This window comes from Pseudomonas sp. WS 5011, from assembly GCF_012985775.1.
Classification (GTDB): domain Bacteria; phylum Pseudomonadota; class Gammaproteobacteria; order Pseudomonadales; family Pseudomonadaceae; genus Aquipseudomonas; species Aquipseudomonas peli.
In genome coordinates, this window is the sequence record NZ_JAAQXA010000001.1 from 345967 (window position 1) to 358905 (window position 12939).

The 12939-nt window shown below is 60.4% G+C and carries 15 protein-coding genes; 10 read left to right on the forward strand and 5 right to left on the reverse strand.

The annotated features are described in order from the left end of the window. Positions 1-188 precede the first annotated feature (188 nt). The gene (locus tag HBN63_RS01685; protein WP_160088183.1) at positions 189-1142 is read right to left on the reverse strand and encodes a MerR family transcriptional regulator; all 954 of its coding nucleotides are present in this window, start codon (positions 1140-1142) and stop codon (positions 189-191) included. Between the two features lie 91 nt (positions 1143-1233). Between HBN63_RS01685 and HBN63_RS01690 the strand changes: the two genes are divergently transcribed. From HBN63_RS01690 to HBN63_RS01720, 7 genes are all read left to right on the forward strand, one after another. Beyond that, positions 1234-1659 carry a DUF393 domain-containing protein gene (locus HBN63_RS01690; RefSeq protein ID WP_090251679.1) on the forward strand — a complete coding sequence of 142 codons (426 nt, stop codon included), beginning with the start codon at positions 1234-1236 and terminating at the stop codon, positions 1657-1659. A 565-nt stretch (positions 1660-2224) separates the two neighbouring features. Further along, complete coding sequence (gene folM, locus HBN63_RS01695) at positions 2225-2935, forward strand: dihydromonapterin reductase (protein WP_170048140.1); 711 nt, start codon at positions 2225-2227, stop codon at positions 2933-2935. 22 nt (positions 2936-2957) lie between these two features. Further along, positions 2958-3518 carry a GTP cyclohydrolase I FolE gene (gene folE / locus HBN63_RS01700; RefSeq protein ID WP_090251672.1) on the forward strand — a complete coding sequence of 187 codons (561 nt, stop codon included), beginning with the start codon at positions 2958-2960 and terminating at the stop codon, positions 3516-3518. After that, on the forward strand, positions 3518-3889 hold the full coding sequence (gene folX / locus HBN63_RS01705; RefSeq protein WP_170048141.1) for a dihydroneopterin triphosphate 2'-epimerase: 372 nt from the start codon (positions 3518-3520) through the stop codon (positions 3887-3889). Before folE ends, folX begins: the two co-directional genes overlap by 1 nt. Positions 3890-4012: 123 nt before the next feature. Next, positions 4013-4303 (forward strand): DUF1244 domain-containing protein, encoded by a 291-nt coding sequence (locus HBN63_RS01710; RefSeq protein ID WP_090251667.1) that lies wholly within the window; start codon positions 4013-4015, stop codon positions 4301-4303. Then, positions 4303-4647: a HopJ type III effector protein gene (locus HBN63_RS01715; protein ID WP_170048142.1), complete on the forward strand. Its 345-nt coding sequence runs from the start codon at positions 4303-4305 to the stop codon at positions 4645-4647. The genes HBN63_RS01710 and HBN63_RS01715 overlap by 1 nt, the downstream gene beginning before the upstream one ends. Before the next feature lie 184 nt (positions 4648-4831). Continuing rightward, positions 4832-5419, forward strand: a complete 588-nt coding sequence (locus HBN63_RS01720) for a putative glycolipid-binding domain-containing protein (RefSeq protein WP_160088191.1) — start codon at positions 4832-4834, stop codon at positions 5417-5419. Positions 5420-5619: 200 nt separating this feature from the next. Here the strand turns inward: HBN63_RS01720 and trxB are convergent, their stop codons facing one another. Continuing rightward, the gene (gene trxB / locus HBN63_RS01725) at positions 5620-6567 is read right to left on the reverse strand and encodes a thioredoxin-disulfide reductase (RefSeq protein WP_170048143.1); all 948 of its coding nucleotides are present in this window, start codon (positions 6565-6567) and stop codon (positions 5620-5622) included. 268 nt (positions 6568-6835) lie between these two features. Here trxB and cysZ point away from each other — a divergent pair, with 268 nt between their 5' ends. Beyond that, on the forward strand, positions 6836-7588 hold the full coding sequence (gene cysZ / locus HBN63_RS01730; RefSeq protein ID WP_170048144.1) for a sulfate transporter CysZ: 753 nt from the start codon (positions 6836-6838) through the stop codon (positions 7586-7588). A 4-nt stretch (positions 7589-7592) separates the two neighbouring features. On the opposite strand, the gene HBN63_RS01735 is transcribed toward cysZ, so the two are convergent. Further along, positions 7593-8714, reverse strand: a complete 1122-nt coding sequence (locus HBN63_RS01735) for an SRPBCC family protein (protein ID WP_170048145.1) — start codon at positions 8712-8714, stop codon at positions 7593-7595. A gap of 82 nt (positions 8715-8796) precedes the next feature. Here HBN63_RS01735 and HBN63_RS01740 point away from each other — a divergent pair, with 82 nt between their 5' ends. Both HBN63_RS01740 and HBN63_RS01745 read left to right on the forward strand, forming a co-directional pair. Then, positions 8797-9699: a LysR family transcriptional regulator gene (locus HBN63_RS01740; protein WP_170048146.1), complete on the forward strand. Its 903-nt coding sequence runs from the start codon at positions 8797-8799 to the stop codon at positions 9697-9699. Positions 9700-9757: 58 nt separating this feature from the next. Next, entirely contained in the window at positions 9758-10936 is a 1179-nt protein-coding gene (locus tag HBN63_RS01745; RefSeq protein WP_170048147.1) for a glycosyltransferase family 1 protein, read from the forward strand. 22 nt (positions 10937-10958) lie between these two features. On the opposite strand, the gene sfsA is transcribed toward HBN63_RS01745, so the two are convergent. Together sfsA and HBN63_RS01755 are read right to left on the reverse strand one after the other, a co-directional pair. Beyond that, complete coding sequence (gene sfsA / locus HBN63_RS01750) at positions 10959-11666, reverse strand: DNA/RNA nuclease SfsA (RefSeq protein ID WP_170048148.1); 708 nt, start codon at positions 11664-11666, stop codon at positions 10959-10961. Next, complete coding sequence (locus HBN63_RS01755; RefSeq protein ID WP_170048149.1) at positions 11656-12837, reverse strand: pyridoxal phosphate-dependent aminotransferase; 1182 nt, start codon at positions 12835-12837, stop codon at positions 11656-11658. Before HBN63_RS01755 ends, sfsA begins: the two co-directional genes overlap by 11 nt. Positions 12838-12939 lie beyond the last annotated feature (102 nt).

Consider the following 12939-nt stretch of genomic DNA (forward strand, 5'->3'; position numbering starts at 1 on the left):
GTACGAATGGATACAGGCTATACACAAACAAAAAATGTATAGCTTTTGTATAGCCTAAAGACCCAGATAGCAAGCAATTTTCTGTACAAGCTGTACAACTAATTAAAAACGACAGTAATTTCTGGGCACACCAAAGCGCGACCACCCGCCGGGAGGCCGCTCAAATTCAGGGGTACTTAGTGGAGAAATCAGGTATCGAGGTGGCCAGCCAGAAACTGCTGCAGGCGGCGCTGCATCAGGCGGCCTTCATTGCCCAAGCAGGCAATCGGTGAGCCGCTGAGACTTTCCTCGGCGAGGTCAGCACCGTCACCGGCCATCACCAGCGGACAATCCAGCGCCAGCGCAAGGCGCGAGAGCACTTTAGGCAGATCATCAGTGGGCGGCTGGTTGGAGAACAGCACGAGCGCCTGGGGCTGCATTTTTTCACAGATCAGCGTCAGCTCTTCCAACGGCTGGCCCAGGCCCAATACGCTGACCGCCGTTTCGGCGCTGCTCAAGAGCAACCCAGCTACCAGCAGCTCCAACTCGCGGCAGTGGCCCGGCAAGGCCGCCAGCAGCACGCGCTCCTCAACCTGAGCGCGCAACACCTGCAGGCGCTGCAACGTACGTGCACGCAGGAAGGTGTCGAAAAACAGCCATTCGCTGGTCTGGCCGTATTCCTCCTGGCGCAGCAACAGCTCCTGCCACAGCGGCATCAGGATGTCCTGAAACACCACGGGCAGTGGATAGCTGGAGAAAATCTGGCCGTACAGTCGATCCAAGCGCACTTCATCAAAGGCACTGATGGCGCGGCGGAGCTGGGCTTGCCACTCGCCCCATTCGCTGGCACTGACTTCTTCATAAACTGGCGAGCTGGCTGATTTGATCGAACTGCTTTTGGCCAGAATCTTACCGACCTTGCTAACTGCAACGCCGCGCTCGATCCACGCCAGGATGCTGCGCACCGACTCGATATCGACCTGTGAATACAGACGATGACCGCTGTCGGTGCGCGTCGGCTGGATCAACCCATAGCGCCGCTCCCAAGCCCGCAGGGTGACCGGATTGACACCAGTCAGGCGCGCCACTTCACGAATGGGAAATAACTCTTCCTGCTTGAGAGCACTCGAAACGAGGGACGCACTACCAACGTGATCGGACATAGGCGCAGGTATCACAGAAAAAATGTTGGCCGCATTGTAACCCAGCTATTTCCAGCATACTTTGTACAAGACTTATACAAAGAGTTAGACCATGAATATGCAACCGAGCTGGCCCCTGACCCTCTACTACGATGGCGACTGCCCGCTGTGCGCCCGCGAGATCAAGTTGTTGCGCCAGCGTGCTGATGTACAACGGCTGTGCCTGGTTGATATCAGCGTCAACGACTTTCACCCCGAGTCCGTCGGATACAGCCGCGAAACCCTGCAGAACCTCCTGCACGCCCGCTTCGCTGATGGCCAGTGGGTCACCGGCCTGGATGCCACGCTATGGAGCTGGCGCGCGGCGGGCCTTGGGCACTGGGCCACGCCGTTGACATGGCCCGCATTGCGGCCACTGTTTGAACTGGGTTATCGATTGTTTTGCCGGCTACGGCCACACCTTGACTGGCTTCCCCACCCGGATGCGAGTCGTCGCTGCAAGGATGCAACATGCGACGTCAGCAAAAAATCGCGTTAGCGCATCAGCGCAGCGTGATCCGCAGACCTGGGTCTGGCTCAAGCAGTACAGGGCGCCCAATAATTTCGTCGTGACTCTCGGGCTGCAGCAAAAGCATTTGCCTGATACCGCAGCCACGCAGACGCGCCTTAAGCATTGCCAACCCAGGCCATAGCTGGCGGCCCGGGGCATATTCCAGCGTGCGCACGCGACCTGCCCTACTGATCACCTGCACCTTGTAGCCGCAGCAGCGCAGCGTGAGCACTTCCACACGACGCACGCGCCCAAACAGCACTGCAACACTCAATTGTCACGGCTTCATACGCTGCATACCTGTACAAGAAAACCAAATTTGTACACGATTAAAACAATTTTATTCAGCCCTCATCCACAAAAAATACCGATACAGCTCAATGAAATAGGCAAATTAAGCCGTTTAGACGCAGTACCCGCACGGGCCGCATGGTTGTACAAAGCACATTGCTGGTATAACTTTACCCCTGGTTCAGTCGAGGCCGCGTCTTACTGGTCAGGTAACCCGGCGCAGCGTCGCTGAACCCACCTTTTTCCTTCTGCCGAGTCGACCATGAGCGCCAGCGCCGCACCCATCCTGATAACCGGAGCTAGCCAGCGTATTGGCCTGTACTGTGCCGAGCGCCTGCTGGATGACGGCCACGCGCTGATCGTGACCTACCGCAGTGAACGCGACGGCATCGATCGACTCCGGCAACGCGGTGCCCTGGCCCTACAGGCAGATTTTGCCGATGAGGCGGGCATCCTGGCGTTTATTGAACAACTCAAAGGACACACTGACAGCCTGCGCGCCATTGTGCACAACGCCTCCGATTGGCTGGTGGAAACGCCCGGCGAAGAAGCCGCGGCGTTTCAGCGATTGTTCAGCGTGCACATGCTCGCCCCCTATTTGATCAACATGCATTGCCAACCCTTGCTGGAACGCAGCTCGCCGGCCGATATCGTGCACATCAGCGATGACGTGGCACGCAAGGGCAGCGCCAACCGGTCAGCCTATTGCGCCAGCAAAGCCGGACTGGACAGCCTGACGCTGTCATTTGCTGCGCGCTTCGCCCCGCAGATCAAAGTTAACGGTATCGCCCCAGCGCTGATCATGTTCAACCCGGACGACACTGCCGAGTACCGCGCCAAAACCCTCAACAAATCGGCACTGGGCATCGAACCCGGGCCACAGGTGATCTACCAAAGCTTGCGCTACCTGCTCGACAACCCCTATGTCACCGGCACAACCCTTACTGTCAACGGCGGCCGTCATCTCAAATGAACCCGGCCGCGAGGATCCTGCAATGACCCCAGAACTGCCCAATCACTACCGTGAGATTCTTCTTGGCGTCGGTGAAAACCCTGAACGCGAAGGCCTGTTGGACACGCCAAAACGTGCTGCCAAGGCGATGCAATACCTGTGCAATGGCTACCACAAAAGCCTGGAAGAAGTGGTCAACGGCGCGCTGTTCGAGTCCGATAACGATGAGATGGTGATCGTTCGCGACATCGAGCTGTATTCGCTGTGCGAGCACCACATGCTGCCGTTTATCGGCAAGGCCCACGTCGCCTACATTCCTACCGGCAAGGTGCTCGGCCTGTCGAAGGTCGCGCGCATCGTCGACATGTTCGCGCGGCGCTTACAGATCCAAGAAAACCTTACCAAGCAGATCGCCGACGCGATCCAGCAGGTCACCAATGCCGCCGGCGTGGCCGTGGTCGTCGAAGCCAAGCATATGTGCATGATGATGCGCGGCGTGGAGAAGCAGAACTCAGTAATGACCTCCTCGGTGATGCTTGGAGCCTTCCGCGAATCCTGCAACACTCGCCATGAATTCCTGCAACTGATCGGACGGAGCAAGTAATGCCGCGACTGGAACCTGGGATGGCCCGCATCCGCGTCAAAGACCTGCGCCTGCGCACTTACATTGGCATCAAGGAAGAGGAGATCAACAACAAGCAGGATGTGTTGATCAACCTGACCATTCTCTATCCCGCCGTAGAGGCGGTACGGGACAACGACATCGACCACGCGCTGAATTACCGCACCATCACCAAGGCCGTGATCCGCCATGTTGAAGAGCATCGCTTCGCCCTGCTCGAGCGCATGACCCAGGAAATTCTCGACCTGGTGATGGCCAACCCGGACGTAGGCTACGCCGAGGTTGAAGTGGATAAACTGCACGCCCTGCGCTTTGCCGAGTCGGTGTCCATCACCCTCGCTGGACATCGCTAGAGAAAACGCTGAAACGGCCTTATATGATCCCCGGTGCGTCCTGTGCCGGGTCGTTGCCGCCGGGCGGGCATGCTTTTATCATCGCCGCCAACGTACTCCCGCTTGCCTTCAGAGAGCATCGCCATGACCGAGCAAGAACGCCTCGAACTTGAAGCCGCCGCCTTCCGCAGCCTGGTGCACCACCTGCGCTCACGCCCTGACGTGCAGAACATCGACATGATGAACCTGGCTGGCTTCTGCCGTAACTGCTTGTCCAAATGGTTTAAAGCCGCTGCCGATGACATCGGCGTTGCCGTCACACCGGATGAGGCACGCGAAGAGGTCTACGGCATGCCGTATGCAGAGTGGAAAGCTAAATACCAGAAGGACGCCAGCGCCGAGCAGCAGGCCGCCTTCAGCAAGGGAAAAAAGTAATGAGCCACCTCAACGACTTTCGCGCCAAACTGCGCAGCGAGCACTTCACCTTCGCCGAGACCCTGGCGTTTATCGCGGAGCACTACCAGTACCAGCCCAGCGCCTTCGACAATGGCGCAGTGCACAACGCCGCCGGGCAAAATGAAGGTTCGTGCAAGACCCTAGGCCTGGCCTTGCTTGAAGGCCTGAGTGTAGAAGAAGCCCTGCTGTGCTTTGGTGAGCATTACCGCAGCGTACTCAATACCCCGAGCGGCAGCGACCACGGCAATATCCGCGCCTTGATGGAAACTGGCCTGGCGGGCGTACGATTCGAACAGCCATCGCTGCAACGCAACAGTTTGTAATCAATCGCGCGAATGCGCGCGCAGAAACTTGCGCAACTGTCGGCAAAGGCTGACAGACATCTGACTTTAATCCTCCTATGCTGCGCGCCATTACTTGAACGAGAACACCAGGGACGGTGCTCCGTGCTGCGTTATGGCCGTGCGCTCCCGGTTTCTTACCCCTACCTGGCTTGGAGTCGCGTAAATGCAGCAGACCTTGGTATGGAAACCATGGCACAACCCCGGCGTGGAAAACCTGCGCCTGAACATCGATGAACACGGCATCAACGCCACCAGCCATCTGATGCAAAGCCTGCAAGGCCACAGCATCGCCGCGACCTACGTGATTAACTGCGACCCGCGCTGGCGCTTTCGCCGCCTGTGGCTGAAGGTCGACAACCACGGTCAACGCAGCCTTAACCTCAAGCGTGACATCCGTGGCAACTGGTTCCACAACGGTGAGCCACGCCCGGACCTCAGCGAATGCCAGCAGGTGATGCTCTCCGAATCGCCCTTCACCCACACCCCTGCCCTGCAGCGTTGTGCTCTGGAAACCGGGCAGAGTGAACTGATGCAAGTCGCCTACGTTGACCTGCTGACCCTCAAAGTGGAAGCACGCAGCCAGCGCTACCAACGTCTGCGCGAAGAAGGCGGAAGAACCCTCTACCGCAGTGAAGCGCAGGGTAAAAAGAGCAGCGAACTGACCGTCGACGAACACGCCCTGCTGGTCAAAGCCAGCGATCAGTTTTTGCGCATGAGTTCGCGGGACTTGAAGCTGAACACCTGGGTCTAAGAAACTGCTTACGATCTGCTGCGCGTCGGCCATCCGGCGTTAAAAACAGCCTCGGAATGCTCATTTACAACTCGTAAACTCCGCTTCCTCGGCTGTTTTTGCCTTGTCTGGCTCTAGCTCGCAAGATCGTAAACAGATTCTAAGCAGACGGCAGACAACAAAAAGCCTCGATTAAATCGAGGCTTTTTGCATTCTCAGACTTACTGACCGTCGAGATAACGCTCCACATCCAGCGCAGCCATGCAACCGGCACCGGCCGAGGTGATGGCCTGGCGGTAAACGTGGTCAGCCACATCGCCAGCCGCAAACACGCCTGGAATGCTGGTAGCAGTGGCATTGCCTTCGCGGCCACCGTTGACCACCAGATAACCGTCCTTGAGCGCCAGCTGGCCTTCGAATAGCGAGGTGTTCGGCGTATGGCCAATGGCGACGAACAAGCCATCAACGTTCAGCTCGTCAAAGCTGCCATCGTTGTTCTTCACCCGCACGCCGGTCACGCCCATGTTGTTGCCGAGCACTTCATCGACCTCGGCATTCAGCTTGAGCACGATCTTGCCTTCGGCGACCCGCGCTTGCAGCTTGTCCTGCAGAATCTTCTCGGCGCGGAAGGTTTCCCGGCGGTGTACCAGGGTGACCTTACCGGCAATATTGGCCAGATAAAGCGCCTCTTCCACTGCCGTATTGCCGCCACCGACCACCGCGACCTCACGGTTGCGGTAGAAGAAACCATCGCACGTGGCGCACGCGGAAACACCCTTGCCCATAAAGCTTTCTTCGCTGGGCAAGCCTAGGTAACGGGCGCTGGCTCCGGTGGCGATGATCAACGCATCACAGCTGTAGGTGCCGCTGTCGCCGACCAGGGTGAACGGCTTACCGGCCAGGTCCACGGCATTGATATGGTCATAGACGATTTCCGTCTCGAAACGCTCGGCATGCTCCTGCATGCGCTGCATCAGCGCCGGCCCCGTCAGGCCATGTACATCACCGGGCCAGTTATCCACCTCAGTGGTGGTGGTCAACTGGCCGCCGGCCTGCAGGCCGGTGATCAGCAAGGGCTTGAGATTGGCACGCGCAGCATAAACCGCCGCACTGTAGCCGGCAGGGCCGGAGCCCAGAATGATCACGCGGGCATGACGATCAGCAGACATCAACAGCTCCTCCCGGCATTGCCGGCAGCAATAAAAAGGGACTTTCGCGAGGACCTAGGGGAAGGTAATAAGGTCGAAAGCCCCACAAAGGGATGCTGCGCAGCCTATGCCTGCCCGACGCACTGCGGAAATATGCTTTGCCAATACTGTGCATAGGCAAGCGCTATAAGCGCACACCGGCAATCGTTAGCGTCCGTTGCAGAGGCTTTCACCTGCCACACAAAGCCGGTAAGGTCGGCGCGATTTCAACTTCCTGGAGACTCCACCCATGCACGCCCCCGTGCTGACCGGCCCGCAATACCTTGCCGAAGGTCTGAAACTGGTCCTTAGCCCCGGCCTGCGGCTGTTTGTGCTGCTGCCGCTGACGATCAACTTGATCCTGTTTACTGCGCTGATTGTGCTCTCCATGCAGCAGTTCAGTGGCTGGGTCGAGACCTTTATGCCCAGCCTGCCGAGTTGGCTGAGCTTTCTTGAATACGTGCTGTGGCCATTGTTTGTCGTGCTGGTACTGCTGATGGTGTTTTTCACCTTCACCCTGCTGGCCAATATCATTGCCGCGCCGTTTAACGGTTTTCTTGCGGAGAAGGTCGAAGTGGTGGTGCGCGGGCAGGATGATTTTCCGCCCTTCAGCCTGGCCGAACTGACTGCCATGGTGCCACGCACCCTCAGCCGCGAGATGCGCAAGCTGGGCTACTTTCTGCCCCGCGCCATTGGTCTGCTGATCCTGAGCTTTATCCCAGTGGTCAACCTGATTGCCGCACCGCTGTGGTTGCTGTTTGGCGTCTGGATGATGGCGATTCAGTACATCGACTACCCCGCAGACAACAACAAGATGAGCTGGCAGGACATGCTCGCCTGGCTGCGTGAGAAACGCTGGCAGAGCCTGGGTTTTGGCGGCATCACCTACGCCGCACTGCTGGTGCCAGGGCTGAATATCCTGATGATGCCGGCAGCGGTGGCCGGCGCCACGGTGTTCTGGGTGCGTGAGCGTCAGGAACAGGCGATCACGTCCACTTCCTAAGTCATCACCCTGCAGGTTGGCTGCGCTCAAGTACCGCGCGCAGCGCCTGCATCGAGGCCAGGGATTCGCGCTCAATGCGCCGGCTTAGAAGCAGGCGGTTGGCCAAACGCATCAGCAGGCCGTCGAAGCCGTATTCCAGGGTGCGGACAAACTCGCAACCGCCCTCCACTTCTATGCACTCGTAGGTCAGCAGCAACGCCAGCCCGTGATCACCACGAGCGCAGGCCTGCCAGCGGCGATCTGGCTGGTAGTCGAGCACATCCCAGCGCAGATGCCCGGCGCGGCCACCGGCATGAATGTCTTCTTCAAATACCTCACCGGCGAGCAATGCACCCTCCCGGCCATAGATGCGCAGTGAGGATGGATGCCATTCGGGCCAATGAATCGGCGCGGCTGCATAACTCAGCACGTCATCCGCTGGGCGGGTGAGACGGATGCGATGCTGCTGGCGATTCTGCTGATAAATCGGCTCCGGTTCCCAGTGCAGGGTGCCGTACAGCCAGTCCATCAGCGGATGGACGATGCCGAAGTTGCGCGCATGCATCAGCTCACGGCGGTGGTGCAACGCATGCAGGCGGCGCATCTGGCGAATCCACGGCAACCGCGCGACGGGATGCTCGGCCGGAAGATGCTCGCAGGCGTGCACCACCTCGTAGCTCATATAACCCAGCAGCATGCTGCCAGCGAACAGCGCGGCGAGGTTGCCGTCGATGTGGGACAGCAACCACCAAATGCCCAGCAGCGGCAGGCTGTAAAGCACGATCAACCAAGCGGGAAAGAGGATCACCCGCCAGTCGCGCGGCGTCTCGTAGCGCATCTGCCCCTCGACAAAAAAGCTGTGGTGATCGCCGGTGTGGCGCTTGTAGAACAGTTGACCGAAGCGCGTCTTGTTGTGCCCCAGGCGCTTGTGCACCTGGTACTCGCCCCAGCTGAAGAACACCAGGCTCAGCGGCACCAGTAGCCATTGCCAAAGCGCCACCGCGTCCAGCGTGCGCCACAGCAGGCTGATGCAGGTCAGGCCATAGGCCAGCACAAAGGCGGCATGCAGCCAGGGGTTGTACAGCGGGTGGATGGCATCCCGATAACGTGTGCGGAAAGCCTGGGCATTGTCATTGTTATAGGCCACGGCATAACTCCTGTGCAGATTGACAGCAGTCTAGGCGCGGCCAGATCATTCCGATAATGGATATTCAGAAAGAGCATTATTCTTGATAACGAATTTGCGTCAGCTCGACCTCAACCTGCTGCTGGTCTTCGATGCACTGATGCAGGAAGGCAACCTGACCCGCGCGGCCGAACGCCTGCACCTGAGCCAGTCAACCGTGAGCAACGCCCTCGCCCGCCTGCGCCAGCAACTCGGCGAAGAGCTGTTTCTGCGCACCGCCCGGGGCCTAACGCCCACCGCCCGCGCCCAGGCGTTGTATCTGCCGGTACGTCAGGCTTTGCGCCTGCTGCAGACCGGCCTGGGCCCGGCCGAGCCGTTTGATCCACAAACCCCACACGCCTTCAGCCTATCCCTGAATGACTACGCACAAGCTGCGCTGCTGCCCATGCTGCAAGCACACCTGGCGCGCAACGCTGCGCAGGTCGAGCTGCTGGTGCAAGCCGATGATGCCGACAGCCTGGTGCAACGCCTGGAAAGCGGTGCGCTGGACCTGGCCATCGACTACCTGCACTTCGATTCGCCTGACCTGCACTACGCGCCGCTGCGTGAAGAACCGCTGGTGGCCATTGGCCGCGCCGGCCACCCGGCCTTTATCGGCGGGCTGAGCTTGGAGGATTACCAACAGGCGCGGCATATCACGGTCACGCCGCGCGCCGGACGTGGCTCGCCGCTGGAGATCGTCCTCGGCTCGGCCAGGGTGCGGCGGCAGGCGGCGTTGCATTTGCCCAACTACCTACCGATCCCGGCCATCGTCGCCCAGACCGATCTGCTCGGCACCGTGCCCGCGCGTCTGGCCAAAGCCTTCGCTCCGGTGCATGCGCTGGAAATCGCGCCGCTGCCCTTCGATATGCCGCCGGTGCAGGTCAGCCTGATCTGGCATCAGCAGCAGCACCTCGACCCGGCGCACGCCTGGCTGCGCCAACAGCTGATCGAACTGCTCGACTGAAATACAAACGCAACCAAAGTGTCACAGTCGCTACATAACGGCAGCGGAGACTGCTGCCATGAGTACAGCTTCCCTGCATATCGTGCTGATCAGCGAAACCTTCCCGCCGGAAATCAATGGCGTGGCCAACACCCTCGGGCGCCTGGTCGACGGCTTGCGTGGCCGTGGCCATCGTGTGCAACTGGTGCGTCCGCGGCAGAACGTCGACCCGCGCGGTGCGGCCGACCAAGATCTGCTGCTGACCCGTGGCTGGCCGCTGCCCGGTTACCCCGGTTTGCAGTGGGGTCAGGCGTCGCTGCACAAGCTGCTGCGCAGCTGGCAGCGGCAGCGCCCGGATGTGCTGTATATCGCCACCGAAGGGCCGCTCGGGTTGTCCGCCCTGCGCGCGGCGCGGCGCCTGCAGATCCCGGTGGTCAGCGGTTTTCATACCAACTTTCAGCAATACACGGGGCATTACGGCTTTGGCCTGTTAACCCGCCTGCTGACCAATTACCTGCGCTGGTTCCACAACCGCTCGCAGATGACCCTGGTGCCCAGCGTTAGCCAGCAGGTCGAGCTGCAGCGGCGTGGCTTCGACAACCTGGAACTGCTCTCGCGAGGCGTCGACAGCCAGCTGTTCCACCCGGCCAAACGCAGCGAGGCCTTGCGCGAGCGCTGGGGCCTGGCGGAACAGGACATCGCCATCTTGCATGTCGGCCGCCTGGCGGCGGAAAAGAACCTGGCCCTGCTCAGCAAGAGCTTTCAGGCGCTGCAACAGGCGCACCCGCAGCGGCGGCTGAAACTGATTCTGGTCGGGGATGGCCCGCAGCGCGCCAGCCTGCAGCAGCAACTGCCCGAAGCGGTGTTCTGCGGCCTGCAGCGCGGTGAAGAGCTGGCCGCGCATTACGCCTCGGGCGATCTGTTTGTGTTTCCCAGCCTCTCGGAAACCTTCGGCAATGTGGTGCTCGAAGCCCTGGCTTCCGGGCTTGGCGTGGTAGCGTTTGATCAAGCGGCGGCCGCGCAACATATCCGCCACGGCCACAACGGCGCGCTAGCGGGAGCTGAGGACGAACAAGGCTTTATCGACGCCGCCAGCTGGCTGCTCACCGACCACGAGGGCCTGCGCCGGGTGCGCCTGAATGCCCGACTACACGCCTCTCGCCAGGGCTGGCCGGCGATTGTCGAGCTGTTCGAACAGCATCTGCGCAGCGCCATGCAACCTGTGCAAGCGTTACCGGCCGGTAGAACGCAGCATTAAAGAGAAACGGAAAGCTCCGTTCCTACAACCGCACATCCAGACGCTTGATCAGCTGCACACCCTGCGCGCTGATCGCCGCGCCGTAAGCCAGCACTTCCACACCGGCGCTCACCGCCTCACGCAAAGCAGCGGCATAGGCCGGGTCGATTTCCTCGGCCGGGCGCACCGCATCAATGTCCGTCAAGTTCACGCAATACAGCTGCACCGCGCGAATGCCCTCACGGGCCAGTGCCGCCAATTCACGCAGGTGTTTGCTGCCACGCTCGGTACGCGCATCGGGAAAGGCTGCGACGCGGCTGTCGGCGAACCCCAAGGTGACGCTCTTAACTTCGACGAACGCCGCACCTGTCGGGTAGTCCAGGCGAAAGTCGATACGACTGCGCTCCTGACCGTAAGGCACTTCGCGCTTGAGGCTGGTAAAGCCGTTCAGCTCGGCGATCAGCCCGGCACGCAAAGCCTCTTCCACCAGGGCATTAGCGCGCCCGGTGTTGATCACCGCCAGACGACCGTGCGGCGTTTCACCGATTTCCCAGGTGCCTGGCAGCTTGCGCTTGGGGTCGTTGCTGCGACTGAACCAGATACGTGCGCCCTCGCTCATGCAATTGAGCATCGAGCCAGTATTGGCGCAGTGGATAGTCAGCAGCTCACCGCTGGCGGTCTCGATATCGGCGAGAAAGCGCTTGTAGCGACGCAGCAGGCGCCCTTCTTCCAGTGGCGGCTCAAACTGCATGGGGCTTCCAGCTGTTCAAACCACGCTTGATGCGATCCACCGCCTGCTGCAGACGCGGCAAGTCCTGGGTGTAGGCAAAGCGCACATGCTGCGCGGCCTGGTAGCGGCCGAAATCCAGGCCGGGAGTGAAGGCCACATGCTCGGTCTCCAGAAAGTGCTGGCAGAAGGCAAAGGCATCACCGCCGAAGGCACTGATGTCGGCATATAAATAGAAGGCGCCCTCCGGCTCCACAGCAATCTTGAAGCCCAGATCACGCAACGCCGGCAGGAGGAAATCGCGACGGAGCTGAAACGCGTGGCGGCGTTGCTCGAGGATCTCCAGGGTATGCGGCTGAAAACACGCCAAGGCAGCATGCTGAGCCATGCTCGGCGCGCTGATATAGAGGTTCTGCGCCAACTTCTCCAGTTCCGGCACGGCGGCCGGTGGCGCAACCAGCCAGCCGAGGCGCCAGCCAGTCATGCCGAAATACTTGGAAAAACTGTTAAGCACAAAGGCTTCGTCATCCACTTCCAGCACGCTGGCGGCGTCTACGCCGTAGGTCAGGCCGTGGTAGATCTCATCCACCACCAGATGGCCGCCGCGCGCCTTCAAAGCCTGCGACAGCCCGCCCAGCTCGTCGCGACTGAGTAAGGTGCCGGTGGGGTTGGCCGGCGAAGCCACCAACGCGCCAACGCTATCTTGATCCCAATAACGCTCAATCAGGTCGGGCGTTAGCTGATAACGCACATCAGGGCCAACCGGAACCAGCTGCGCCGCACCTTCGACCAGGCGCAGAAAATGGCGGTTGCAGGGGTAGCCGGGGTCAGCCAGCAGCCAGTGCTTGCCGGGGTCGACCAGCAGGCTGGTGGCCAGCAGCAAGGCGCCCGAGCCGCCCGGGGTGATCAGAATGCGCTGCGGATCGATATCCAGACCGTAACGCTGGCCATAGAAACTGGAAATCGCCTCACGCAGGGCCGGCAGGCCGCGCGCGGCGGTGTAACGGGTGTGCCCATCGGCCAGCGCCGCCTGCCCGGCGGCAACAATCGGCGCGGCGGTGGTGAAATCCGGCTCACCGATTTCCAGGTGGATCACATCATGGCCGTCAGCCTGCAGCTGATTGGCACGGGCCAGCAGCGCCATCACGTGAAAAGGTTCTATGGCGCGGCTGCGCGCACTGTAGGACTGAGCCATGGGACTGCCTTGGTCTGGATTAAGCCGCGGATTCTAAAGCATACCCAACGCAGCTTCGACAACCGGGAGTGGCGCAGGCTGAGTTGTTCTGGTAAGTTCGCC

Coding starts and splice junctions, on each gene's coding strand:
- HBN63_RS01685 (WP_160088183.1), bottom strand. CDS start 1,142: ATGTCCGATCACGTTGGTAGTGCGTCCCTCGTTTCGAGTGCTCTCAAG.
- HBN63_RS01690 (WP_090251679.1), top strand. CDS start 1,234: ATGAATATGCAACCGAGCTGGCCCCTGACCCTCTACTACGATGGCGAC.
- folM (WP_170048140.1), top strand. CDS start 2,225: ATGAGCGCCAGCGCCGCACCCATCCTGATAACCGGAGCTAGCCAGCGT.
- folE (WP_090251672.1), top strand. CDS start 2,958: ATGACCCCAGAACTGCCCAATCACTACCGTGAGATTCTTCTTGGCGTC.
- folX (WP_170048141.1), top strand. CDS start 3,518: ATGCCGCGACTGGAACCTGGGATGGCCCGCATCCGCGTCAAAGACCTG.
- HBN63_RS01710 (WP_090251667.1), top strand. CDS start 4,013: ATGACCGAGCAAGAACGCCTCGAACTTGAAGCCGCCGCCTTCCGCAGC.
- HBN63_RS01715 (WP_170048142.1), top strand. CDS start 4,303: ATGAGCCACCTCAACGACTTTCGCGCCAAACTGCGCAGCGAGCACTTC.
- HBN63_RS01720 (WP_160088191.1), top strand. CDS start 4,832: ATGCAGCAGACCTTGGTATGGAAACCATGGCACAACCCCGGCGTGGAA.
- trxB (WP_170048143.1), bottom strand. CDS start 6,567: ATGTCTGCTGATCGTCATGCCCGCGTGATCATTCTGGGCTCCGGCCCT.
- cysZ (WP_170048144.1), top strand. CDS start 6,836: ATGCACGCCCCCGTGCTGACCGGCCCGCAATACCTTGCCGAAGGTCTG.
- HBN63_RS01745 (WP_170048147.1), top strand. CDS start 9,758: ATGAGTACAGCTTCCCTGCATATCGTGCTGATCAGCGAAACCTTCCCG.
- sfsA (WP_170048148.1), bottom strand. CDS start 11,666: ATGCAGTTTGAGCCGCCACTGGAAGAAGGGCGCCTGCTGCGTCGCTAC.
- HBN63_RS01755 (WP_170048149.1), bottom strand. CDS start 12,837: ATGGCTCAGTCCTACAGTGCGCGCAGCCGCGCCATAGAACCTTTTCAC.